The sequence below is a fragment of the Flagellimonas algicola genome (genome assembly GCF_005937185.1).
Lineage (GTDB): Bacteria > Bacteroidota > Bacteroidia > Flavobacteriales > Flavobacteriaceae > Flagellimonas > Flagellimonas algicola.
In genome coordinates, this window is sequence record NZ_VCNI01000002.1 from 1,017,004 (window position 1) to 1,042,347 (window position 25,344).

Sequence of the window (25,344 nt, forward strand, 5' to 3'; positions counted from 1 at the left end):
AATCCGTTTCATTAGAGACGGATTTTTATTTTCAACCTTATGCTCAGCGTTCAGATTGATGCTTTTTCCTATCAAAATGAAGCCACATTGAAGGACATTTCCTTTGAAGTGGACAAGGGAGAGCATATGGCTTTAATCGGAGAAAGTGGCTCGGGGAAAAGTACTCTACTCAAAATCATATATGGGCTTTTGCATATAGAAAACGGGCATGTACTTTGGGGCAACAAGCAAGCTTTGGGCCCCAATTTTAATCTTGTCCCAGGTGAGTCCTATATGAAGTATCTGGCCCAAGATTTTGATTTAATGCCGTTCACGACCGTGGCTGAGAATATTGGCCAACATTTATCGGTATTTGATAAGGAAAACCATACGGCACGCATACAGGAACTTTTACTGCTTATTGAACTTGAGGATTTTGCCAAGACCAAAGTCAAAAACCTTAGCGGCGGACAACAACAAAGAGTGGCACTGGCAAGGGTTTTGGCCCAAGAACCGGAACTTTTATTGCTCGATGAACCTTTTGGACATATTGACAACTTTAAACGGAATTCGCTCCGAAGAAATCTTTTTCCCTATTTAAAGGAAAAGGGAATTACGGTACTTACGGCCAGCCACGACCCCAATGATGTTTTACCCTATGCAGACCGGACGATAGTGTTGGAAAACGGCAAAATTATTGCGAACCAAAAAACAAAAAAGTTATACCAAAACCCTCCAAACTATTACACGGCCTCATTATTTGGCGAGGTCAACGAAGTTCCTATCAGGATGCTAAAATCTTATGCTGCAATCGACAAATCTGTTTTGGTTTACCCCCATGAATTCCAGGTGTCCGAGACCTCGGGGCTAAAGGTTGTTGTGACCAATTCCTTTTTTAAGGGAAGTCATTACCTTAATGAATGTGAAGAAGCGCAGGGGATTGTATTGTACTTCAATTCTCAAAAGAAACTAAAACAAGGCGAAGCAGTTTTCCTTAACGTATCTTTGGAAACCATCAATAGCAGACTCCAAGTTGAACAAGGAACAGATTCAGAAAGAACTTCAGTTTAAGGCTGTGAGAAGCAGTGGTGCCGGAGGACAGCACGTGAACAAGGTCTCTTCCAAAGTTGAACTTAGTTTTGACATTCACCAATCCTTGGGGCTATCAGACCAGGGAAAGGAAAGGCTATTATTAAAATTGGATTCCAGATTGACCAAGGAAGGAATCTTGAGATTGCAATGTGACGAAGCCAGAAGCCAACATCAAAACAGGAATCTCGTCACTAAACGCTTTTACGGTTTATTGCAAAGTGCGCTTAAGGAAAGAAAAAAACGAAAAGCTACAAAGCCTTCCAAATCTTCAGTGGAAAAAAGACTGAAATCCAAAAAAATAGCCGCGAACAAAAAAGTCAATCGGAAACCTCCAGAATTGGACTAGGACAAAACTGCAATCTTAAGTCAGTTCTAGGATTTTATGGTTCTTCCCATTAAATATGAAAGTGTCCCCAGCTTCTTTGCCCAACAACAATTTTGCGATAGGTGTGCTTGGCGAAATACAAAAGATGGGATTTCCGTTTTTTGGTTTAAAAGCTCCCGCAGAAATGGCAATGAAGTAGTGTGCAGTTGAGGTCTGCACCAGATTACCCAATCCAATTTTATGGGTTGAGCTAGTTAGGTCTACTAGATTTAAGACTTGGGCCATTTTTTCAATTTCCTGTAGCTGCTGTCCCAACTTTTCCTGTTCCAGCTGTACCATGGCCCGTCCTGTTTCATGCTTGTCTCCAGCACTGCTCTTGGTTTCTGAATTCAAGGATTCCTGCAGTGAAGCACTTCTTTTTTTGAGCACTTCCTTTTTATCACGCACATAGTCTTGGCAAAACTGCAACAATGCTTCTTTGATTTCCATGGAGTTTTTAGGCAAAAGTTAATTTGAACACAGTCTCTTGATGGGGAATGGAATGTACTTTCAAACTTCCACCGTGCAGCTGCACTACCCTTCTGGAAAGACTTAGGCCAATGCCAGTACCTTCGGTCTTGGTAGTAAAAAAGGGCACAAAAATCTCATCAATAAGATCAGCAGGAATCCCAGGCCCATTGTCCACAACTTGAATAATTTTGTTGCCATCACCATCTTCGCCGGCTAGTAATCGCACCGTTCCATTCTCTATTTCCTTTACAGACTGAAGTGCATTTTTGCTCAAATTGATGAGTACTTGTGAGATTTGCTTTTCATCAATAAAAAACTCCAAATTCACTGGGTCACAGCTAACCTGAAAATCGGTTTCTTGTCCCAGTTTGGAGGACATAAGTACATGAATTTTCTCCAAGAGCTTACTTCCTTTAACAATGGCTTTATTCGGTTCGGGGACATTGAGCATACTCCTATAGGATTGTACAAAATCCATAAGACTGCTACCTTGTTCCTTAATGACTTCCAACCCTTTTAAGGTATTCTTGATCTGGGTTTGGTCCAAATCTTCCAACGCCACTTGCTTTCCCTGTTTGCTGTAATATTTGATGATGGAGTCTGAAATTGAGGCAATGGGGGTAATGGTATTCATGATCTCATGGGTAAGTACTCTGATCAACCGTACCCAAGATTCGGTTTCCTTTTCATCCAACTCTTCATGAATATCCTGTACCACAACCAATAACAGTGATTGACCATCCAGCTCCAAAGGAGTCGACTTTAGCGCCAGTTGGTTTTGTTCCCGTTCATTGGTCAGCTGGAACAAACGTCTTTCAAAAGGTTTGAAGGATCTAAAAACTTCGTACAATCCCTCATCAACCTGGGCCAATTGTTTGATGTGGTTCAAGGGGGAATAGTTCAGTAGTTTTTCCAAGGTGGGGTTGGAAAATAGGATATGTCCATTTTCATTAAAGGTCATGATTCCGATACTTGCTTGCTTTAGAATCTCCTGATAATACTGCTCCCGAATTTGTAGTTGCAAATGCACTTCTTGGATTAGCCCGTTGACCCGATTAAGGCTTTGGTTAAGTTCCTTGAATGACTTTATGGTAACCTTCTCCGGGAATCGGAGCGTGAAGTCCTCATTCCGGATAGCATCAAAAAAATAGGCGATTTTACGGTTGGTTCTATTGATGAACCGGATTAAGGCATGGACTTGGGCAATTATTAATATGGCGGTTAAACCCAAAGTAAAATACCAGCGGTTAACAATAGACCAGGCCAGAAGCAAAGCCGTTAGTGTAATCAAAATTACACTGAAAATAAGCTGCAAATAAAAATTCCGACTGGCCATTACCTATTTCTTTTTTTTCATTTTGTTGTAGAGAGTCTGTCTGGATATCCCCAGCTGGTCGGCAGCAGCGCTATAGTTTCCGTCATGTTGTTCCAAGGCTTTAAAAATCATTTGCTGCTCCATTTCATCCAAAGTGGCCGGACCAGCATCAAAAGACTGGGAGGGTTTGGAATGCAGCAAGAAATCCGTTGGCTTTAACACGTTTCCTTCGGAAAGAATTACTGCCCGTTCCATGGTGTGTTGAAGTTCCCTTACATTGCCGGGCCATGGATATTCTATTAGCTTTTCCTGAGCCAAATTGTTGATTCGCAATCCTTGTTTATCATATTTGCTGGCGAACTTTTTCAGGAAAAAATCGGCCAAAATCAAAATATCCCCTTCCCGTTCCCGGAGCGGTGGAACTTCTATATTGATCGTATTGATTCTATAGAGCAAATCCTCTCTAAAGAGTCCATCTGCAACCATCTGCGGTAAGTTACAATTAGTGGCGCTGATCAAACGAATGTCTACGGCAATGGATTTATTGGAGCCTACCCGAACCACAGATTTATTTTGAATGGCGGACAATAATTTGGCTTGCATTTGCAAGGATAGGTTGCCCATTTCATCCAAAAACAGAGTGCCTTGATGGGCGGCTTCAAACTTACCGGCACGGTCATCCTTGGCATCGGTAAATGCGCCCTTCATGTGTCCAAAAAGCTCACTTTCAAATAGATTTTCGGCAATAGAGCCCATGTCAACCCCGATGAAAAGCTCATCTTTTCTCACGGATAGGCGATGCAATTCCCGGGCAATGAGTTCTTTCCCCGTTCCATTTTCACCGGTTATTAAAACATTGACATCGGTCTTGGCTACTTTCCGAACCAAGTTCAAAACGGAAGTCAACGCTTGGGAATTTCCTATAATGAAATTCTTATCCTCGTTAATGACCTGCTTTAGTTCATTTTCCTTTTTCTTGAGCTGATGAATTTCTTGTTTAGACTTTCTCAGTTCAAAAGCGGATTTAACCGTAGTCAACAAACGCTCATTGTTCCAAGGTTTCAATACAAAATCTGACGCGCCTTGCTTTAAAGCCTTAACGGCTAGATCCACCGCTCCGTAGGCAGTCATCATGATTACAGAGGTGTGCGGGGATTTTTTCTTGATTTCATTCAACCAATACAATCCTTCATTGCCCGTGTTGACCCCTGCCGAAAAATTCATGTCCAAGAGCACAATGTCTATTTGATCCATGTGGGAAAAGGAGGAAATTTGGTTGGGGTTAAAAAGTGTTTCCACACTTTTGTACTCAAATTGCAATAGAATTTCGAGGGCGCTCAACACGCTCTTGTTGTCGTCTATTACTAAGATTTTGGCATCCGTCATGGAATATCTATTTCAACTTTGGATCTAAATCTACAAATTGACCCAGATAGTTTTGGAAAAGTGTAAAATAATTTGACATTTTTTGTATAAATATTTTACACTTTAGCGTGGTGATAGTTTAAGAACATCCTCTTATATGCTGAAATTCAACATGTTGAGTATTTGGCATAGGAATAGCAACAAGTTTGGCACAGTATATAAAAAATGACCTTAAAACCTTATATTTTCTTCTTTGCCTTGATGATTTCAACGGCTGCCCTAAGTCAAAAAACATGGACGTTGGATGATTGTGTGGCATATGCCATTGCGCATAACCTTCAAGTGAAGAACACCTCCTATACAGAGGATTCCAATCAGGAAAGTTATCGGCAATCGGTTCGGAATCTTTTGCCCAGTGTTACGGGTTACTCGGATTATAGAATACAGTTTGGTAGATCCGAAGACCCGAACACCAACGATTTTGTCAACACCGAGTTTTTCAGAAACAATTATTCGCTTGGAGCCAATTTAGATGTATTCAGAGGGTTTCAAAAAATCAACGCGATCAAAGCTTCCAAGTTTATCTATAAGGCGGCCCAAGAAGATGTGACCCAGGAAAAGTTCTTATTGGCCTTTAGGGTGATGAGCGCCTTTTATGACATTAAATTTTTTGAAGGGGTTGTTGCCAATTCTTTGGAGCAACAGGAAATTTCCCAATCCAACTACGATTTGGTTCAAAAACAAGTGGAGTTGGGCATGATGGCCGGAGCCGACCTCTACGAAGCAGAATCTAATTTGCTCGGGGATAAATTACTCGTGACCCAAAACCAAAACCTTTTGGCCAATGCCAAACTGGTGCTTTTTCAAGAGATGAACTATACGGAAAACGAGGAAATTACATTGCAAACCGCCATTGAATCGGTTGGTGATGCCAACCCAGAAAACGTGTCGTTGGATTCGCTCTACCAAACAGCCAGAGGTTTTGTTCCCTTGGTGAAATCCCAAGAGTTCAGACTTAAAGCAGCTAAAAAACAGTTGCAGTCCACAAGAGGAAACCTGTACCCGTCCCTTGCTTTCATTGCGGGTATTGGGACCAGTTATTTCGAGACCAATGTGGACGCGGATGGCAACCTTATACCCTTTAGCACACAGATCAAGGACAACACCTCCAAGTTTATAGGAGCGGAGGTCAGCATACCCATAAGCTTGGGTTGGTCCAATCGCTCTCAGGTTAAGCAACAGAAGATTGCCTATTTGCAGGCCAAGAACAACTTGGAAATTCAGGAACAAGAGCTGTTTCAGTTGTTACAGCAATTGGTTCAGACGCAACGGGCGTTGGTGGCTGAATATGAGCAGAGCAATAAAAGAGTGCAGGCGCAGGAGCTTGCATTTACCATTGCTCAAAAAAGATATGAGAAAGGGCTAATCAATGCCCTGGATCTTTTCCAGGCCAAGAATTTGTATGGGGTTGCACAAAATGAAAATTTACAGGTAGGTTTACGATTGAAAATAAACAAGAGCACGATAGATTTCTACAATGGACTACCAATTTTTAATATCAACTAAAAAATAAAATGGATATACAACTCGAAAAAAAGAAAGGACTGCGTCCAAAACACTATGGCTACATTGCCCTAGGGCTATTGCTTTTGTTTGTGGGATGGAGGTTGCTTTTCTCCACTTCGGTATCAACCTATAGAACCCAAAAGGAACGACTTTCCATTGCGCAGGTCAGTGAAGGTAAGTTTGACGACTTCATTACCATTAATGGCAATGTGGCGCCCATAGCTACCATTTATATGGATGCCTACGAAGGAGGGAGGGTTGCCGAAAAACTGATTGAGGAAGGCACCATGGTAAAGAAAGGGGACATTATCCTCAAGTTGGAGAATATTGGCCTTTATGAACAGATACTAGCCAGTGAAAGTAATTTGGCCCTGAAGCAGAACGACCTTCGTTCCACCAAACTCACCTTTGATTCAAGACAAGTTGAGGGGCGTCGAAATTTGGCCACAGCGGAGTACGACCTTCAACGGTTGAAGCGAAATTATGAGCAGAATGAAGCGCTCTTTAAAGATGAATTGATTTCCAAAGAGACGTACTTGTTGTCCAAAGAGAATTATGAGCTTTCCAAAAGACAATTTGATATTGTAAAGTTACAGACCGAGCAAGATGACGAGCTGCGTAAAACCTCTTTGACCAGTTTGGATGTGGACCTACAGCGTATGCGACAAACCTTGTCCATGGTCTATGAACGCTTGGATCACCTAAATGTACGCGCTCCCGCGGATGGTCAGTTGGGTTTTCTGGATGCCGAAATAGGACAGAACATCTCTCAAGGACAACGTATAGGACAAGTTAACGTGCTTACGGATTTCAAAATCGAAGCTGAAATTGACGAGCATTATATTGATCGTGTAAAGCGGGAGTTGTCCGCCACCTTGGAACGCAATGGAAACGAATATGGGCTTAGAGTTCGCAAAGTTTATCCAGAGGTTAGAAATGGAAGGTTCCAAGTAGACTTGGTCTTCACTGGAGAAAAGCCAGAAACTATAAGAACGGGGCAAAGCTATAATATCCGATTGCAATTGGGAGCATCCAATGAGGCCTTGCTTTTACCCAAAGGAGGATTTTTCCAGAGTACCGGAGGACAGTGGGTGTTCGTGGTCAATGAAAATGAAAACGAAGCTTTAAAACGTAACATCAGAATAGGAAAACAAAACTCGAGATACTTTGAAGTGCTGGAAGGACTCCAACCAGGGGAACGGGTCATCACCTCCAACTATGACAGTTTTGGGACCGCAGAAAGAATTGTATTAAAATAAAATTGAAGTGTCACATCAAGCTAAAACCAGATGTCTTTACATACAGAAGTCAAATTAGATAACAATCAAAAAATGATACAAATACAACAACTTAAAAAGAGCTTTAGAACCGAAGAAGTGGAGACCCTGGCCCTAAATGGGGTAGACCTCAACGTTGCAGAAGGGGAATTCGTTGCCATTATGGGCCCTTCCGGATGCGGAAAATCAACTTTGCTCAACATCATTGGCATGTTGGACAACCCAACCGAAGGGAGCTATGAATTTGCCGGACATCAGGTAGGCGGACTTAGGGAGAGCCAGCGCACCCAATTGCGTAAAGGGAACCTTGGTTTTGTTTTTCAAAGCTTTAACCTGATTGACGAGCTTACCGTCTATGAAAATGTGGAACTACCACTCATCTATCTAAAGATGAACAAAAGCGAACGCAGGGAGAAGGTGAAAAAGGTTCTGGAGCGAATGAAAATTGCGCACCGTGAAAAACACTTTCCACAGCAACTCTCCGGTGGGCAGCAACAAAGAGTCGCTATTGCCCGTGCCGTTGTGACCAATCCAAAGTTGATCTTGGCGGATGAGCCCACGGGTAATTTGGACTCTAAAAACGGTATTGAGGTCATGAACCTGCTAACCGAATTGAACCAAGAAGGAACTACCATCGTCATGGTAACCCACTCTGACCGGGATTCGCATTACGCCCATAGGATCATCAACCTCTTCGATGGGCAAATTGTTACCCAAAGTCAAAATAAACCCATGGGGGCAATGGCTTAGAAACGAACCGAGTTTATTCATCAATCTATGCTGAACTTGATTCAGTATCAAAAATCAGCCTGTGTTAAACCACAGGAACAATCAAAAAACGAGAACCATGTTTAAGAACCATTTCCGAATTGCCTGGAGAAATTTAATCAAGAGAAAGGTATTTACCGCAATCAACATTCTTGGACTTGCGGTAGGATTTGGTAGTAGTATCCTGATCTACCTGTTCTTAAACTATCATCTTTCATTTGACAATTTTCATGCAAATTCGGATCGGATCTACAGGATGGTCACCGAGGAACACAGGGATGACATTGAATATGACCCCAGTGTTCCTCCCGCTTTTGCCAAGACTTTTTTGAATGAATACGATTATGCAGAAAAGGTGGCGAAAATTGTCAACTATGACGGGCTGGTGGTCGACACGGATATCAATGGGGTAGAAAGCAAATTCAAGGAAGACATTGTTTTTGCGGAGGAAGATTTTTTCAAAATCTTTAATTACCCTCTTGTAGACGGAAGCAACAATATCTCCCTTGCGGCGCCCAATACAGCCGTGTTAACGGAAACTGCAGCAAACAGGCTATTTGGGAAAACCGATATTGTTGGCGAAACCTTTGTGCTGGAAAATGACAGAACAATTCAGATCACCGGGGTTTTAAAAGACCTTCCAAAAACTACATTCCTAAAAAGTGAGCTGTTTGTTTCCTTTGACAATGTCAAGGATTTCTTTGAGTTTGCTGGGTCGGAAAGCTGGGGTGGGATCACTACCAATCTTCAGTGCTACTCCCTGCTTAGGCCAAATCAGGATATCGGCACCATTGAAACCGCACTTTTGGAACTCCCAAAAAAGCATCGGGCAAAAAGTAAAAACAAACATATATATAGGTTACAGCCTTTAGCCAACGCTCATTTAGATCCAGTCTATGGAGGTTTGGATCCAACCCTTCTTTGGGTATTTGGGGTTATCGGGCTTTTCTTGATCATCATTGCCTCAATCAACTTCATCAACATATCAACGGCCCAGGCTTTTTATCGATCCAAGGAAATAGGCGTGCGCAAGGTCTTGGGAAGCTTTAAACAGCATCTATTTTGGCAGTTTCTTTCAGAGACTTTTGTAATTGGGTTGTTTGCACTTCTTATTGGTGTAGGATTGGCCATTCTGTTTCTACCATCGTTTAATGCGTTATTTCAAATTGAATTATCCGCGTATAATCTATTGAGCGCACAGTTTATTTTCTTTTTGACCCTGGTATTGTTGATTGTTTCCTTCCTTTCCGGGAGTTATCCTGGGATTCTTATGTCACGCATTGTTCCTGTACTTGCCCTTAAAGGAAAACTGGATCACAATGATACAGGGGGGGCAACAACCCGAAAAATATTGGTGGTGGCCCAGTTTGCTATTTCCATCACCTTGATTGCGGCCACTTTGATTATCTCCAGACAAATTGACTATGCCGTAAATACCGATTTAGGTTTTGACAAAGACTTTGTTGTTATGGTGGATATACCCAGTGAATTAGATCCGGTTCAACTTAGGGGATTGAAAGAACGTCTAGGTCAAATTACGGGAGTTGAAAATGTTTCGGCTTGCTTAAGTAGTCCCGGGGGGTCCAATAGCAATTGGGGAACCAGTATTAAATATCACAATAAGGCAGAGCCAGAGGAATTTAGCATTGAGATTAAGGCGGGCGACACCAATTACCTAAACACATTTGATATTCCGTTGATTGCGGGTCGTAATTTTTTTGAAAATGATTCCCTTGCAGAAGTTTTGGTCAATCAACGGTTAGGAGAAAAACTAGGCTTGAATTCTCCAGAGGAGATGTTGGGCAAAAAATTTGAAGCCAGTGGAGGTAGTGTCAAAGCTACCATTGTTGGCGTGGTCAAGGATTTTCATGACACCGATTTTACCCATGCTATCAATCCAGTTTTTATTGGTGCCAAAAACTCCTGGTTTTCGGAATTGGCCATCAAGATAAACAACACCAATACCGCGCTTACCTTGGAGCAAATAGGAGAAGAATGGTCCAACGCTTTTTCGGAATATATCTACGAGTATCGCTTTTTGGATGAGAGAGTGGCAGAACAATACGAAACGGAACAACGCTACCTATCATTGTCCAAAGTCTTTTCGGCATTGGCCATATTAATAGGTTGTTTGGGTCTATATGGTCTCATCTTATTTTATGTGGGGCAGCGCACTAAGGAAATTGGGATTCGCAAAGTCTTGGGGAGCAATGTTGCCAACATACTGGCACTTTTTTCCATGGACTTTTTCAAACTTATCCTGATTGCAGGCTTGTTTGCAACTCCTATAGCTTGGTATTTAATGGAACAGTGGCTACAAGGGTACACTTATAGGACGGAGATTCATTGGTGGGTTTTTGCCCTTGCCATTTTCTCCATTATGGTGATTACCCTGATTACCATAAGCTACCAAACTTTGAAGGCGGCCATAGCCAACCCGATTAAAAGTTTAAGAACTGAATAAACAACTTGCCCTGAGCGAATGCGAAGGGTCAAACAGAAAAACGAACAGACATGTTTAATAATCATATAAAAATCGCTTGGAGAAGTTTAAAAAAGCAGCCCTTTTTTACATTTCTGAATTTATTTGGATTGGCCATTGGGATTGCGGGAGGACTCCTTATTTCACTGTATATCCATGACGAACTGAGTTACGATACCATGTTTGCTGATGCAGATAGAATCCACAGGGTACATGCCGATATCAAGTTTGGAGGGGAGGACCGAAAATTTGCCGTTACACCGGCTCCCATGGCAGAATCCATGGAAAACGACTTCTCTGAAGTGGAATTGGCCACGCGTTTCAGAACCCGAGGTAGTGTTTTGATCAAGCGCACAGGAACCAACATCAATGTGAAGGAATTGCAATCCACATTTGTGGATTCAACCTTCTTTAAAATGTTCGGGATAAAATTATTGGTAGGTGACGTAAAGACGGCACTGATGTCTCCCAACACCTTGGTGCTAACCAAAACCGCCGCTGAAAAACACTTTGGGGTTCAAGAAGCGTTAGGGAAGACCTTGGAACTGAATAATACGCAGACTTTTACGGTAACCGGGGTCATAGATGACCTCCCCAAGAATTCCTTTTTAAGAGATCACTCCGTTTTTATGGCCATGGCCGGGTACGAGGATTCCAGAATAGTGAATTGGGGAAGTAATAACTATCAAACGTATATCAAACTTATCCCATCCGCAAACGTGATGGACATTAGAGAACCTCTTGAAGCGTTTTTGGGCAAGTATGTGATTCCCGGGGTTCAGCAGTTTATGCCCGGTATTACGGAAGAACAGTTTAAGGCAGCGGGCAATCATCTGATTTTTTCAACAATGCCTTTAACGGATATCCATTTACATTCGGATAGAGTTGCCGAAATCAGTCCAAACAACAATATCCAAAGCATTTACATATTAAGTTTTATTGCTGCTTTTTTGATTGTGCTTGCCTGCGTCAATTTTATGAATTTGTCCACGGCACATTCCTTGAAAAGAGCTAAGGAAGTAGGGGTTAGGAAAACATTGGGTTCCAACAAGAGGGATTTGATTCGTCAGTTTCTGGTAGAGTCAGGTTTGGTTTCCTTTGGCGCTCTATTATTGGCCATAGTGGTGGCTATTATTGCCCTTCCCTTCTTCAATGATTTATCGGACAAGGACATTTCCATGCCTTATGGCAATCCGGTTTTCTGGATTATTCTATTGGTATCCGTGGTGTTTTTGGGCTTGTTCTCCGGGAGTTATCCTGCTTTTTTTATGTCCAAGTTCATTCCGGTCAAAGTATTGAAAGGTTCCAATAGTAACAGTTTGGGTGGAAGCAAGGTGAGAAATGGCTTGGTCATTTTTCAATTTGCCATTTCTGTCTTTTTGATTATTGGCACTTTGGTGGTTTATCAACAATTGAAATACATCCAAAATAAGGATTTAGGGTTTTCCAAAGATCAGGTTTTGATTGTGAACGACGTTTATACAGTTGGTAATAAAGCCCAATCTTTTAAGGACGAGGTCAAAAAGTTGAGCTATGTTAAGGACGCCACCCTGTCCAGTTTTTTCCCAACGCCATCCGCCAGAGGGGATACAACCTTTGCCCCTGAAGATGGTGCAACGGATCAAGAGCGGGCCCTGAGCATGCAGCGATGGAGTGTTGATCGCGATTACATCCCTACCATGGGCTTTGAAATCGTCGCGGGACGTAATTTTGATGAACGCTTTGGGAATGACTCTATTAGTATTATCATTAATGAATCTGCTGTAGCCACTATAGGATTACCTCCGGAAGAAGTAATTGGAACCCGGTATACTCCCGATTTGGGCCAGCCAGACCCGCGCTTCTTCACCGTAATAGGTGTGGTCAAGGATTTTCATTTTTCCCCATTTAGGGAAGATATTGAAGGCTTAAGTCTCCATTTGGCAAACGACACGGGTGCCCTGGCCATTAAATTGCATACTGCAGATTTTCAGAATGCCATTGCAGGGGTGCAGGACGTCTGGAGCCGAGTTGCGCCAGGCCAACCCTTTGATTATTATTTTATGGAGGACTCGTTCAACGATACCTATAAGGCGGAACAGCGGTTGGGCAGAATCTTCTTCATCTTTACCGCCCTTTCCATTTTAATTGCTTGTCTTGGCTTGTTCGGATTGGCGGCCTTCAATGCAGAAAAACGTACCAAAGAGATTGGGGTACGCAAAGTTCTAGGTGCCAGCGTAGGACAAATTACCTACAAGCTTTCTGCCGATTTCTTGAAATTGGTAGCGGTAGCCATTGTGATTTCATTGCCCGTGGGATGGTATGCCATGAACCAATGGTTGGAGGACTTCTCCTATCGAATAGAGGTAAAATGGTGGGTCTTGGTGCTTGCCGCAGTCCTGGCGGTTGTTATCTCCTTGCTCACGGTGAGCTATCAAAGTATAAAAGCAGCTATTGTTAATCCCGTAAAAAGTTTACGTACAGAATGAAATAGGCAAATCATCAATCAAAAATCGATCAGTCATGTTAAAAAATCATATCAAAATTGCCTGGAGAAGTCTTAAAAAGCAACCCTTTTTTACATTTTTAAACACCTTTGGCCTTGCCATTGGGATGGCAGGAAGCTTGCTTATTGCGTTGTACATATATGATGAACTGAGCTATGATACCATGTTTACCGATGCCGATCGAATCTATCGTATAAACTCCGATGTTAAATTTGGTGGTTTGGCCGAAGAACTGGGAGAGGTATCAGAACCCATGGCCGCTGCCTTAAAACGGGATTGTCCGCAAATAGAGGAGGTTACACGTATCGTAAATAGTGGGAATCTCTTGCTCAGAAAAAGTGATGTTACCACAAACATTAAGGAGCTAAATATGGCCTATGCCGACTCCACTCTTTTTAAATTTTTTGACCTGACTATGTTGGTTGGTAACCCCAACAATGCACTCAGCAATCCCAATACTTTGGTGATGACGAGGACCGCCGCTGAAAAACATTTTGGCATTAATAATACCATGGGTCAAAAAATGGTCATCAACAATTCGCAGACCTTTACGGTGACCGGGGTAATTGAGGATTTTCCAAAAAACTCTTTTCTACGAAATCATACAGTTTTTCTGAATATGTCCAGTTACCCGTTTCTGCAACCGGGTCATTGGGGGAATCATAACTTTTACACTTTTCTTAAACTGGTTCCATCTGCTCAAATATCCGATATTGAAGGGCCTTTGAAGTCGGTGGTTGGAAAATACCTGATTCCTTGGATTCAGGTTTTCTATCCTGGAATGACGGAAGCATCATTCGCAGCCTCGGGAAATTACCTCAACTATAGCGCCATGCCATTAAAGGACATTCATCTGTATTCGAATAAAAAATCGGAACTGAGTCCAAATGGATCCATGCAAAATATTTACATCCTTTCGTTTATTGCCTTGTTTCTTATCGTCTTGGCCTGCGTCAATTTTATGAACCTATCAACCTCCCATTCGCTCAAAAGAGCCAAAGAAGTAGGGGTAAGGAAGACATTGGGCTCCCAAAAATCGGACTTGGTAAGACAGTTTTTAATGGAGTCGGGGCTGGTTTCTTTTATATCCCTTTTATTGGCCATTGGGATTGCAATGTTAGCAATGCCCTATTTTAATGAGCTGGCCGGGAAAGATATGTCCATCCCATTTTCCAACCCATTCTTTTGGTTGATTTTGATTGGCGCAGCTGCGATTTTGGGCTTTCTCTCTGGAACATATCCTGCCTTTTTTATGTCGAGATTCATCCCTGTCAAGGTGTTGAAATCCGGAGGACAAAATAGCATTGGTGGAGGTAAGGTGCGGAATGCACTTGTTGTTTTCCAGTTTGCCATTTCTGTCTTCTTAATTGTCGGCACCTTAACCATTTTCCAACAACTGCGCTTTATTCAGAACAAGGAACTGGGATTTGAGAAAAGTCAGGTTTTGGTGATCAATGATGTGCGAAATGCGGGCAATCAGGTGCAATCCTTTAAAGAGGAGGTTACCCAACTTGCACAGGTAACCAATGCCACATTAAGCGGGTATTTACCAACTCCGTCCGTTCGGAGCAGCAGCACCTATTTTAAGGAAGGCGCGAGAGACCAGGAAAATGCCATAAACATGGAGAATTGGAGAGTGGACCATGATTATGTCTCAACCTTAGATCTTGAAATTGTTGCTGGCAGGGATTTTGACCCCAGAATTGCCACAGATTCTTCTGCAAGCATTGTGAATGAATCCGCATTAAAAGTGCTCGGGATAGTACCCGATGAGGCCATCGGAACAAGAATTTCAACAGACTTAGGTTCAGAGAACCCATCCTTTACAACAATTGTCGGGGTAGTAAAGGATTTTCATTTTGAATCCCTAAGACAACCCATTGAGGCCTTGTCCTTAACCATTGGGACTTTTTCAAATGCCTTGGTTGTAAAATTGAACACAGAAAATCTGTCCCAAAGCATCTCTAGCATTGAACAGCTATGGAACCAAGTGGCCCCGGGCCAACCTTTCGACTACTACTTTTTGGACGATTCTTTTAATAACACCTATCAAGCTGAACAAAGACTGGGACGAATTTTCATGATTTTCACGGTTCTTTCCATTTTGATCGCCTGTCTTGGCCTTTTGGGTTTGGCCGCGTTCAACGCGCAAAAAAGGACCAAGGAAATTGGAGTGCGCAAGGTTCTAGGTGCTACTGTAAGTCAGATTACGTATCGATTGACGGTGGACTTTCTGAGGCTTGTTGGAATAGGAATCCTTATTGCGTTACCGGTAGGTTGGTTTTCCATGGACCAGTGGTTGCAAGATTTCTCATATCGAATTTCAATGAGCTGGGAGGTATTTGTTCTGGCCGCCATGCTAGCTGTAGGAACTGCTGTTCTCACGGTGAGCTATCAGAGTATAAAAGCGGCTATTGTCAATCCTGTAAAAAGCCTGAGAACTGAATAATCAAAACGTGCCCGGAGGCCGAAGTGTCGAAGGGAAAAAAAACGGACAATCATGTTTAGGAACTATTTAAAAACTGCTTGGAGAAATCTTTTAAAAAACAAGGTTTATTTCTTGATCAACACAGTTGGATTATCCATCGCCATAGCTGTTTCCGTGCTCATGTTGCTTTGGGTTTTTGACGAATACAGCATGAACAAATATCACGAGAAAGATGATCAACTTTATCTTGTGAAGCGAACCATTCCTTTGGAAGATGGCATCTTGGATGTGTATGCCGGCATTTCCTATCCATTGCTAAACGCTGCCAAAGAAAAGTTTCCGGAGGTAGAAGACTATATTACATTGGGCGCCACCTTTGAAGACAACCTTAGAATAGGGGATACCGATTTTAGGGCTCCTGGAGCATTTACCAATGCAGCATTTTTTAAACATTTTACAGTTCCAATCCTTTTAGGTAATGTGAATGACCTGGATGATAAGCCAGAATCCATAGCCATTTCCGAAAGTTTGGCCAAGCGATTTTGGGGCGAGGAATGGGCGACCAAAGCGCTGGGAAGTCCGGTGCATATTTATGACAATGGCGATTATGCTGTGGCCATGGTCTACGCGGATTTTCCAAGCCAATCTTCCATCCAAAACGATTTCTATTACGGTTTCAACCGCCACCTTAGCCAGAACGATTGGTTATTGGAGTGGGGCAACAACGGAATGCAGGGTGCATTCTTGTTGCGTGAAGGTTTAGACATTGCACAGGTTGTACCCAAAGTGGAGGCGCTGTTCAGGGAAAATATTTCTGGGGAGTTCAAAGAAGGGATTTTGCTTCAAAAGTTTTCAGACAACTACCTACACAACCAATTTGATGAGCGTGCGCAAGTCTCAGGGGGTCGTATTGAATATGTTCGAATTTTTACTTGGGCCGCTATTTTTCTTTTGGTCATTTCCTGTATCAATTTTATAAATCTTTCTACAGCCTATGCCACTAAGAGAGCCAGCGAAATAGGGGTCAGAAAAGCCATTGGCGCTAAAAAGAACATGCTGATAGGACAGTTTTTTACGGAAACCTCCTTGATAACTGCAACATCTTTTTTGGCGGGCATAGTGATTACCTTGCTGCTGCTACCCTTTGTAAATGTACTGACCAATAAGAATCTTGGCTTTGACATTTCCGAGCCGCAGCTTTGGCTCACGCTACTGGGTGTTTTTCTGTTGACGACATTTTTGTCTGCGGTGTACCCTTCGTTTATTATTTCCTCCTTTAAACCGGTGGCGGCCTTAAAGGGATTGGGAAAAGAGCAAAAAAGCACCACTTCATTCCGAAAGGGATTGGTGGTGCTGCAGTTCTCCCTGGCCCTGTTGCTCATTATTTCGGCCCTGGTCATCCAAAAGCAGGTGGATTTTGTCAATCAGAAGGATTTGGGAATTGCCAAGAACCATATCATTTCCATTCACCAAGATGAGGTGCTGACCCAAAAATATGAGGCCTTAAAAAATGAGCTTATGGCTTCGGAAGGCATAGCCGATGTAACCTTAGTAGGGCCATCCCCATTATCAACTCCAGCTTCTAGCAGTGGGGTAAGTTGGCCGGGCAAAACGCAGGAACAGGAGAATATTGAATTTGCTTTGCTATGGACGGCCCACAATTTTCCAGAGGCATTTGAAATTCCCGTAAAGCATGGAACCTATTATCGCGAAGGAACCCAAGACACACTTAATTTGGTTGTCAACTACACCGCAGCCCAACTAATGGACCTAGGTGACAATCCCATTGGAAAAACGGTGCAGCTATGGGGAAGCCAAAGGCACATTATAGGAGTAGTGGAAGATTTTCATAACCGGTCGCTGTTTGAACCCATTCAGCCTACCGTATTTCTTTTGGACCCCAACGATGCCGGGGAGATGATGATAAAATTGGATGGAAACCAAACCAAAACGGCCTTAGCTTCGGTGCATGCAGTTTTTGACAAAGTACTCCCAGATAATCCGTTGCATTACGATTTTCTGGATGAGGAATATGCCGCCAATTACAATGCAGAAATCTTGACAGGAACCTTGGCGCGATATTTTGCGTTGATCTCTGTCCTACTATCTTGTTTAGGGTTGTTTGGCTTAGCTGCCTTCACCGCCAAGGAGCGCACCAAGGAAATTGGGATTCGGAAAGTGCTTGGGGCCAGTGTGCAAAATATAACGGTACTGGTATCCAAAGACTTTTTTAAGCTTATTGCCATTGCCATTCTAATTGCCTCACCACTGGCGTATTATTTTATGAGCAACTGGTTAAATGGTTTTGCCTATAGCATAAACATTCCAATGTTTGCCTTTGTTCTTGCTGGAGGACTGACTTTGTTTGTGGCATTGCTTACTATAGGTTTTCAATCAATCAAATCTGCAACCGCAAATCCCGTGAAAAGCCTAAGAACCGAATAATCAAATATAACCTGAAGGCCGAGGTGTCAAAGGGTTGAAAAACGAACATCATGTTTAGGAACTATCTTAAAATTGCTTTCAGGAACCTTGCCAAAAGGAAAGTATTTACTTCTATAAATATCTTAGGACTGGCTATCGGGATTACTTGTGCTGCACTCATATTACTTTGGATTGAAGACGAAATAAATTTTGACAAAGTTTTTCCAAAGCAAGATCAGATCTATTATGTTCCTACTAATCAAACTTTCGATGGAGAGGTATATACTTTTTACTCCACACCAGGACCGTTGGCTCAGGATTTAAAAGATGAAATTCCTGAAATTACCAAGTCAGCAACTACATCGAGGGGAGAGATTTTATTGAAAGAAGGAGATCAGGGAATCAATAGAGCGGGGAGATTTGTAGGTTCCGACTTTCTAGATATTTTCAGTCTACATTTTTTGGCAGGCAACGTACAAGGTTTCCTTAATAGACCAGATGCCATCATTTTGTCCCAAAAAACGGCCCAAGCCCTTTTCGGTGAAAATACCAATGCTTTGAACCGAGTATTACAGGTCAATGGCAAACATAGTTTTACGGTAACAGGGGTTATAGAAGATTTACCCCAGAATGTAACTTTTGGATTTGAATGGCTGTTACCGATAGAGAGCTATGGGTTTGGAGAAGAGGATTTATCTTGGGCAAGGGTATACGGTAACAATTTTGCGGACACCTTTGTTGAGCTTTCACCCAATGCCAACTTCACAGAAGTGGACAAAAAGGTTCGTGCAATGATTCCTTCAAAAATGAAGGACAGTGAAAATACTTCAAAGACCTATGCTTTTTTACATTCAATCAAGGACTGGCATTTACACTCCAATTTTTCGGATGGGAAGAAAGTAGGTGGGCAAATTACGTTTGTACGGCTGATGCTCCTTATCGCCTTTATCATACTATTGATAGCATGTATTAATTTCATGAATCTTTCAACTGCCCAAAGTGAAAAAAGGGGTAAAGAAGTTGGGGTTCGAAAAGTATTGGGCTCCGACAAGAGAAAACTGATAGCTCAATTTATAGTGGAAGCCATCATGATAGCGAGCTTAGCATCAGTAGTGAGTGTTTTCACATTGGTGATAGTACTACCCTTTTTCAATACTCTAGTTGAAAAGCAGCTTGAGCTAAAGCTTTTTTCCCCAGGGCATCTATTTTCCCTTGCGGGTATCACATTGATGTGTGGGCTTTTGGCAGGATGGTACCCATCCCTGTACTTATCATCTTTTAGACCTGTACAAATACTAAAGGGGCTGCAAAGAAAGAAAGGGGGTACAGCCATCATAAGAAAAGGGCTTGTAATCATGCAGTTTACAGCATCAATAATATTTATCATAAGTACTATTATAGTGTACAAACAAGTACAGCATGCCAAAGAAAGGGACTTAGGGTATGATAAGGAGAACTTGATTAATATTCCGGTAACCGGCGATATAATCAAAAATTTTGCACCCATAGAACAAGATATGATTTCATCGGGCACGGTTGAAAATGTTTCCTTGATCAATTCCGGAGTGCTTTCAAGTGGCGACAATGGCTCTGGACTTACTTGGCAAGGGGGAATGGATACTAAAGATATACTGGTTCGTTTTAGGTACATCAGCCCCAGCTTTTTTGAAACGGTGGGAATTGAATTGCTAGAAGGGCATGGCTTCAAAGAAAATATGGCTGCCGATAGTACAAACACTATAATTACCCAATCTTTTGCCCGATTGATGGGGGAAGAGAGCGCTATTGGGAAAACAATTCAAGGGTATGAAACCACATACAATGTGGTGGGGGTCGTAAACGATTTTAGATATGGAAATTTATACAGTAATGGCAGCACAGGTCCTGTAATGTTCTTTAATAAACCAGAATGGGCAAGACAGATGTATATAAAAACCAAGTCTGGTATTGCCATGACCGAAACACTCCAAAGTATAGAGGAAGTATTGAAAAAATACAACCCTGTATTTCCCTTTGAATATCGGTTTGAAAATGATTTGTTTAATGCTCGATTTAAAAATGAAGAATTGATAGGAAGTTTATCAAAAATTTTCTCCGTACTCGCAATATGTATTGCTTGTTTGGGGCTTTTTGGATTGGCTGCATTTACTGCAGAACAACGAAAAAAAGAAATTGGGGTGCGCAAAGTTTTGGGCGCAAATGTTTTGGGAATCGTGCAATTGCTTTCAAAAGACTTTATGAAGCTTGTGTTGGTGGCCTTGGTCATTGCCTTTCCATTAGCATATTATATCATGTCCAATTGGCTTCGAGATTTTGCCTATCGTATTGATATTAGCTGGATTGTGTTTGTAATGGCTGGAACAATATCAGTGTTTATTGCATTGCTTACAGTCAGTTTCCAAGCTATAAAATCTGCAACCGCAAATCCCGTGAAAAGCCTAAGAACCGAATAATCAAATATAACCTGAAGGCCGAGGTGTCAAAGGGTTGAAAACGAACATTATGTTAAAGAACTATTTAAAAACAGCCTGGAGAAACCTTATAAAGAACAAGGCCTATACCATTATCAATATTGGAGGATTGGCTTTGGGGATGGCAGTTACGCTGATTATCGGCCTTTGGATGGAAGATGAACTTACGTACAACAGCTACTTTTCAAACAGGGAGGAAATCGCACAAATCTACCAATCAGAAAATTTTAATGGTACCATTGGTACGGGTCCCGCTATTCCCCGTCCCTTGGAAAAGGCTCTACGGGAAGAGTACGGAGATAATTTTAAGCACATTGTGATGTCTTCCTGGAGTACTTCCCAGTATTTGGAATACATGGAAACCAGTATTTCCAGAGATGGAAATTTCATGCAAAGTGAGGCACCTGATATGCTAGATCTAAATATTCTCAAGGGCGAAAAAGACGGATTGCGGGATATAAATTCAATTATGCTTAACCAATCCACAGCTCACGCTTTATTTGGGAATGAGGATCCCATAGGTAAGATCATCACCGTTAATAGCGAGTCCCCTATGACCGTAACCGCTGTTTATGAAGATATTCCCGTAAACAATTCGTTCAAACACCTAAGCTATATTGTTCCCTGGGACAAGTATGTGGCCTCCATGGAATGGGTTAAGAATTCCGAGGATAACTGGGGAAACAATTCTTTTCAAATGTTTGTGCAGATAGCGGAAAATACGACTATGTCGTCCATTAGTGCCGCCATCAAGGATGTAAAGAAAGAAAGCGGTGAAGATATTGCAGAATTCGACCCCCAACTTTTTCTCTTTCCTATGGAAGAGTGGTATTTACGAGGCAACTTTGAGAACGGCAAACAAGTTGGTGGAAGAATCAAATATGTCTGGTTGTTTGGCATTATCGGTGTATTTGTTTTGTTATTGGCCTGCATCAACTTTATGAATCTGAGCACGGCCCGATCAGAGAAACGCGCTAAGGAAGTAGGTGTTCGCAAATCCATTGGTTCCCAAAGAGGACAACTTATTTCTCAGTTCTTAAGTGAATCTTTTTTGGTGGTTATGTTGGCCTTTCTGATAGCTGTTTTTATTGTTTTGATTTCCTTGGATGGATTCAATGATCTGTCCCGCAAGGGCATAGAATTTCCATGGAGCAGCTTTAATTTCTGGGGCATCTCACTAATTTTTGTGCTTTTGACAGCGCTTTTGGCCGGAAGTTATCCTGCCTTGTACCTGTCTTCTTTTAAACCGGTGCGTGTGTTGAAGGGAACTTTTAAGGCTGGAAAATATGCCAGCATGCCCAGAAAAATTCTTGTGGTTTTGCAGTTTACGGTTTCCGTGGCCTTTATCATTGGAACGGTGATTGTAATGCAGCAAATCAACTTTGCAAAAAATAGACCTGTGGGTTATGACAAGGAAGGATTGATACAAATCCCAACATTTAGTGAAGATTTTACCGGCAAATACGATTTAATGCGAAGCGAATTTTTGGCATCAGGAGCCGCCATTGAAATGTCATCCTCCAGCTCTCCCACAACAAGGGTATGGTCCAACCGGAATGGTTTTGATTGGGAAGGCAAACCGGAAGGATTCCAGGAAGATTTAGCATGGACAGACGTCTCACCAGAGTATGCGAAGTCGCTCAATTTGAAAATCATCAAAGGCAGGGATTTTTCCCGCGAATTTGCTTCTGACTCTGCCGCAATCCTAATCAATGAAACAGCAATGAAATACATGGGGCTCACTAATCCAATCGGAATACTTCTGAAGGACAATGCGCCCACAGACCCCGACCCTCCAGTAAAGATTATTGGGGTAGTGGAAGATATGGTTGCGCAATCTCCGTACGAGCCAGTAAAGCAGGCAGTATATGCCTTTAATAGGGAAGAGTACACCAATTTTTATAACCTTCGACTCAATCCCAAACAAAGTACAAGCCAGAACCTGGCTATTGTCGAGCGGGTCTTCAATCAGCATTTTCCTGGATTACCGTTTCAGTTTCAATTTATAGACGAGGAATATGGTAAAAAGTTTGCAGCGGAGGAACGTGTAGGGCGACTTTCAGGAATTTTTACGGCCCTTGCCATTTTAATCAGTTGTTTGGGACTTTTTGGTCTTACATCCTTTGTGGCCGAACAGCGTACCAAGGAGATTGGGGTGCGCAAAGTGCTTGGTGCCACAGTATTCAACGTATGGAATATGCTCTCCAAAGACTTTTTGAAGCTGGTAATCATCTCCTGTTTTATTGCGGTACCCATAGCCTATTATGTCATGAACGGTTGGCTGCAAGAGTACCCATACAGGGTCATTCTTAAGTGGTGGATTTTTGCCTTGGCCATGATTGGTGCTATGATGGTCACGGTGGTAACGGTAAGCTTTCAAGCAATTAGAGCGGCAAAGTCCAATCCGATCAAGAGTCTTAGAACAGAGTAAGTATATCGTTATGATCAGGAACTATCTGAAAATCGCTTGGAGAAGCCTCCTTAAAAACAAAGTCTTCACTTTGTTGAACATCATTGGTCTATCCGTTGCATTCGGAGCGGCTATTTTACTGTCCATGGCCGGGTTTTTTGACCTGTCTTTTGATAAATTCCATGAGAATGGTGACGCTATTTACAAAGTGTTTTCCATATGGCAAAATCCAAAAGGGCAACAGGTTAGTGAAAGCCATGGGGTGCCGCTAATGCCAACTATAAAAAAAGAAGTGCCGGGCATTGAAAAAGCGACACGGCACTTAGAGGAAGAGGTTATCATCTCCTATGGAGAGAAAGAAATCAACATGGAAGTTAGTTGGGTGGATAGCGATTTCTTTTCAATGTTCACATTTCCCGTGGTCAAGGGGAAAATGGAAAATCCATTGGAAAAACGTTCGGACATTGTTCTGACGGAAGAAATGGCCCAAGTGCTGTTCGGGGAGGAAAACGCCGTGGGAAAAACGGTTCAGGCACTTGTTGATGGCAAGGACAAACCCTATAACATTAGTGCCGTGGTTGCCAATATCCCGGAAAACAGCAGCATTGATTTTGAAGTGGCAATGCGATTTGAAGAAGAGGCCTCCTACCAAGAAAATATTGACGCATGGAATTCCAGATACCATAGCGTTTATCTACAACTATCCAAAAACATGGCTCCTGGGCAATTTGACCCGGCCACGCGCTCACTCATAGACATCAATTTTGCAGAGCGGATAGCAAGTGCCAAACGTGATGGTGCATTACCGGATACTGATGGTAGGTTCTACCGCTTTGAACTTTTACCATTGGAAGATGAAAATTTTGTAAGATTCAAAAATGGTGCCTTGGAAGTGCTTCGAAGTGGGCCCTTCTTGGTTTTGGGAATTGCCCTTTTGATTCTTTTTATTGCCTGTGTCAACTTTATAAACATGAGTGTCGCCCAAAGTGGGCAACGACTGAAAGAGATAGGAATGCGAAAAACGCTGGGGGCCAAGCGAAAGCAACTTTTCTTTCAATTCTGGAATGAGAGTCTTCTTGTCTTTTTGGTTTCTCTGGGGATTGGAGCATTTTTAAGTGTCTTGCTTCTAGAGCAGTTCAAAACCATTTTTGATACAAAAGTGTCATTTGATGTCATCATGACCCCGACCATTATATTGTTTTTTGCTGTGGCAGTTATTTTGATCACACTACTTGTCGGAGGTTATCCCGCCCTGCTATTGAGCAAGTTGGGAACCCTACAGTCACTAAAGGGCAAAATTGAACTCTCAGGTGAAAATCGAGTTCGTGACACCCTTATGGTAGTTCAGTTTAGCATTGCCATTCTCCTGATAACGGGGACATTGGTGCTAAGGAGCCAGCTTGATTTCATGCGAAACAAAGATTTGGGTTTCAACAAGGAACAGGTAGTTTCTTTTCCCATGGATGGAAAGAAAAACAGCTATGATGCCCTTGATCTTCTGCGTCATGAACTAGCGGGCAATCCCGATATATTGGAAATATCTGGGGCGGATAATAATCTGGGTTATGGAAAAGACGGGAGTGTTTCTAAAAGTGTGTTTGGCTTTGAATACAAGAACAGGGTCATAAATACCCACTACCTGACCGTGGACTATGATTATGTGGAAACTTTGGATCTAGAGCTTGTTGCGGGGCGGAATTTTAGTAGGGACTATTCAAGTGACCGCTCAGGAGTGGTCATCAACGAAGCCATGGCCAAAGAGTTTGGTGAAAAAGACCCCTTGACGGCCTATATAAGTTTTAATGATTCCATAAGATTTCCTGTGATCGGGGTGGTCAAAGACTACCATTTTGAAGAATTGGACAAAACCATCCAGCCCATATCCATGATGATGAGCAGGGACTATCCTTTATTCTATGCTTACGTCAAGGTTGCTCCTAAAAACATAGCCAAATCCTTTGACGCCATTGAGAACGCATGGGCTAAAATTGAGCCGAACGCGGAATTTTTAGGATCATTCTTGGATGAAAATGTTAACCGCACCTTTAGAAAGGAAGAGAAAATAAACACAATGATTACCTCTGGTTCAATTATAGCTATTGTCCTAAGCTGTATTGGGCTTTTTGCCATTTCATTGTTGATTGTAACGCAACGTACCAAGGAAATAGGTGTGCGAAAAGTTATTGGGGCCAGTGTGGCCAACATTACTTTTTTGTTGACCAAAGACTTTTTAAAACTAGTGCTCATTTCATTTTTAATTGCCTCGCCCATAGCCTGGTGGTTTATGGACGAATGGCTGCAAAACTATCCGTTCAAAATAGATTTGAGCATCTGGTTTTTTCTGGCATCTGGAATGCTGGCCACAATTATTGCTTTATTGACCATTAGTGCCAAGACCATTAAGGCGGCTTCGCAAAACCCGGTTAAAAGTTTACGAACCGAATAA

At 42.2% G+C, this 25,344-nt stretch carries 15 protein-coding genes; 12 read left to right on the forward strand and 3 right to left on the reverse strand.

What is annotated here, in order from left to right; translation table 11 throughout:
• Positions 1–39 precede the first annotated feature (39 nt).
• Positions 40–1,050, forward strand: a complete 1,011-nt coding sequence (locus FGG15_RS13485; RefSeq protein ID WP_138837089.1) for a sulfate/molybdate ABC transporter ATP-binding protein — start codon at positions 40–42, stop codon at positions 1,048–1,050.
• A complete protein-coding gene (gene arfB, locus FGG15_RS13490) occupies positions 1,013–1,417 on the forward strand; it encodes an alternative ribosome rescue aminoacyl-tRNA hydrolase ArfB (RefSeq protein ID WP_138837091.1) in 405 nt (134 codons plus the stop codon). Before FGG15_RS13485 ends, arfB begins: the two co-directional genes overlap by 38 nt.
• A 15-nt stretch (positions 1,418–1,432) precedes the next feature.
• Here arfB and FGG15_RS13495 read toward each other — a convergent pair whose 3' ends face one another.
• Genes FGG15_RS13495 through FGG15_RS13505 form a run of 3 tightly spaced genes read right to left on the reverse strand, consistent with a single transcriptional unit; the run spans position 1,433 to position 4,607 of the window.
• Positions 1,433–1,885: a GreA/GreB family elongation factor gene (locus tag FGG15_RS13495; RefSeq protein ID WP_138837093.1), complete on the reverse strand. Its 453-nt coding sequence runs from the start codon at positions 1,883–1,885 to the stop codon at positions 1,433–1,435.
• Positions 1,886–1,892: 7 nt separating this feature from the next.
• Entirely contained in the window at positions 1,893–3,242 is a 1,350-nt protein-coding gene (locus FGG15_RS13500) for a sensor histidine kinase (protein ID WP_138837095.1), read from the reverse strand.
• Between the two features lie 3 nt (positions 3,243–3,245).
• Entirely contained in the window at positions 3,246–4,607 is a 1,362-nt protein-coding gene (locus FGG15_RS13505) for a sigma-54-dependent transcriptional regulator (protein WP_138837097.1), read from the reverse strand.
• A gap of 204 nt (positions 4,608–4,811) precedes the next feature.
• On the opposite strand from FGG15_RS13505, the gene FGG15_RS13510 reads away from it, so the two are divergent.
• From FGG15_RS13510 to FGG15_RS13555, 10 genes are all read left to right on the forward strand, one after another.
• Positions 4,812–6,152 carry a TolC family protein gene (locus FGG15_RS13510; RefSeq protein ID WP_138837100.1) on the forward strand — a complete coding sequence of 447 codons (1,341 nt, stop codon included), beginning with the start codon at positions 4,812–4,814 and terminating at the stop codon, positions 6,150–6,152.
• A gap of 8 nt (positions 6,153–6,160) precedes the next feature.
• Positions 6,161–7,411 (forward strand): efflux RND transporter periplasmic adaptor subunit, encoded by a 1,251-nt coding sequence (locus FGG15_RS13515; protein WP_138837102.1) that lies wholly within the window; start codon positions 6,161–6,163, stop codon positions 7,409–7,411.
• A 72-nt stretch (positions 7,412–7,483) separates the two neighbouring features.
• On the forward strand, positions 7,484–8,179 hold the full coding sequence (locus FGG15_RS13520) for an ABC transporter ATP-binding protein (protein ID WP_138837103.1): 696 nt from the start codon (positions 7,484–7,486) through the stop codon (positions 8,177–8,179).
• A gap of 97 nt (positions 8,180–8,276) precedes the next feature.
• Positions 8,277–10,661, forward strand: coding sequence for an ABC transporter permease (locus tag FGG15_RS13525; RefSeq protein ID WP_138837105.1), 2,385 nt, complete (start codon positions 8,277–8,279; stop codon positions 10,659–10,661).
• A gap of 50 nt (positions 10,662–10,711) precedes the next feature.
• Positions 10,712–13,147, forward strand: a complete 2,436-nt coding sequence (locus tag FGG15_RS13530; RefSeq protein ID WP_138837107.1) for an ABC transporter permease — start codon at positions 10,712–10,714, stop codon at positions 13,145–13,147.
• A gap of 34 nt (positions 13,148–13,181) precedes the next feature.
• Entirely contained in the window at positions 13,182–15,614 is a 2,433-nt protein-coding gene (locus tag FGG15_RS13535; RefSeq protein ID WP_138837109.1) for an ABC transporter permease, read from the forward strand.
• A 51-nt stretch (positions 15,615–15,665) separates the two neighbouring features.
• Entirely contained in the window at positions 15,666–18,038 is a 2,373-nt protein-coding gene (locus FGG15_RS13540) for an FtsX-like permease family protein (protein ID WP_138837111.1), read from the forward strand.
• 50 nt (positions 18,039–18,088) lie between these two features.
• A complete protein-coding gene (locus tag FGG15_RS13545) occupies positions 18,089–20,470 on the forward strand; it encodes an ABC transporter permease (protein WP_138837113.1) in 2,382 nt (793 codons plus the stop codon).
• 49 nt (positions 20,471–20,519) lie between these two features.
• Positions 20,520–22,919 carry an ABC transporter permease gene (locus FGG15_RS13550; RefSeq protein ID WP_138837115.1) on the forward strand — a complete coding sequence of 800 codons (2,400 nt, stop codon included), beginning with the start codon at positions 20,520–20,522 and terminating at the stop codon, positions 22,917–22,919.
• A 10-nt stretch (positions 22,920–22,929) separates the two neighbouring features.
• Positions 22,930–25,344, forward strand: a complete 2,415-nt coding sequence (locus FGG15_RS13555; protein ID WP_138837117.1) for an ABC transporter permease — start codon at positions 22,930–22,932, stop codon at positions 25,342–25,344.

Coding starts and splice junctions, on each gene's coding strand:
- FGG15_RS13520 (WP_138837103.1), top strand. CDS start 7,484: ATGATACAAATACAACAACTTAAAAAGAGCTTTAGAACCGAAGAAGTG.
- FGG15_RS13525 (WP_138837105.1), top strand. CDS start 8,277: ATGTTTAAGAACCATTTCCGAATTGCCTGGAGAAATTTAATCAAGAGA.
- FGG15_RS13545 (WP_138837113.1), top strand. CDS start 18,089: ATGTTTAGGAACTATCTTAAAATTGCTTTCAGGAACCTTGCCAAAAGG.
- FGG15_RS13510 (WP_138837100.1), top strand. CDS start 4,812: ATGACCTTAAAACCTTATATTTTCTTCTTTGCCTTGATGATTTCAACG.
- FGG15_RS13505 (WP_138837097.1), bottom strand. CDS start 4,607: ATGACGGATGCCAAAATCTTAGTAATAGACGACAACAAGAGCGTGTTG.
- FGG15_RS13540 (WP_138837111.1), top strand. CDS start 15,666: ATGTTTAGGAACTATTTAAAAACTGCTTGGAGAAATCTTTTAAAAAAC.
- FGG15_RS13535 (WP_138837109.1), top strand. CDS start 13,182: ATGTTAAAAAATCATATCAAAATTGCCTGGAGAAGTCTTAAAAAGCAA.
- FGG15_RS13495 (WP_138837093.1), bottom strand. CDS start 1,885: ATGGAAATCAAAGAAGCATTGTTGCAGTTTTGCCAAGACTATGTGCGT.
- FGG15_RS13500 (WP_138837095.1), bottom strand. CDS start 3,242: ATGGCCAGTCGGAATTTTTATTTGCAGCTTATTTTCAGTGTAATTTTG.
- FGG15_RS13530 (WP_138837107.1), top strand. CDS start 10,712: ATGTTTAATAATCATATAAAAATCGCTTGGAGAAGTTTAAAAAAGCAG.
- FGG15_RS13555 (WP_138837117.1), top strand. CDS start 22,930: ATGATCAGGAACTATCTGAAAATCGCTTGGAGAAGCCTCCTTAAAAAC.
- FGG15_RS13515 (WP_138837102.1), top strand. CDS start 6,161: ATGGATATACAACTCGAAAAAAAGAAAGGACTGCGTCCAAAACACTAT.
- FGG15_RS13485 (WP_138837089.1), top strand. CDS start 40: ATGCTCAGCGTTCAGATTGATGCTTTTTCCTATCAAAATGAAGCCACA.
- FGG15_RS13550 (WP_138837115.1), top strand. CDS start 20,520: ATGTTAAAGAACTATTTAAAAACAGCCTGGAGAAACCTTATAAAGAAC.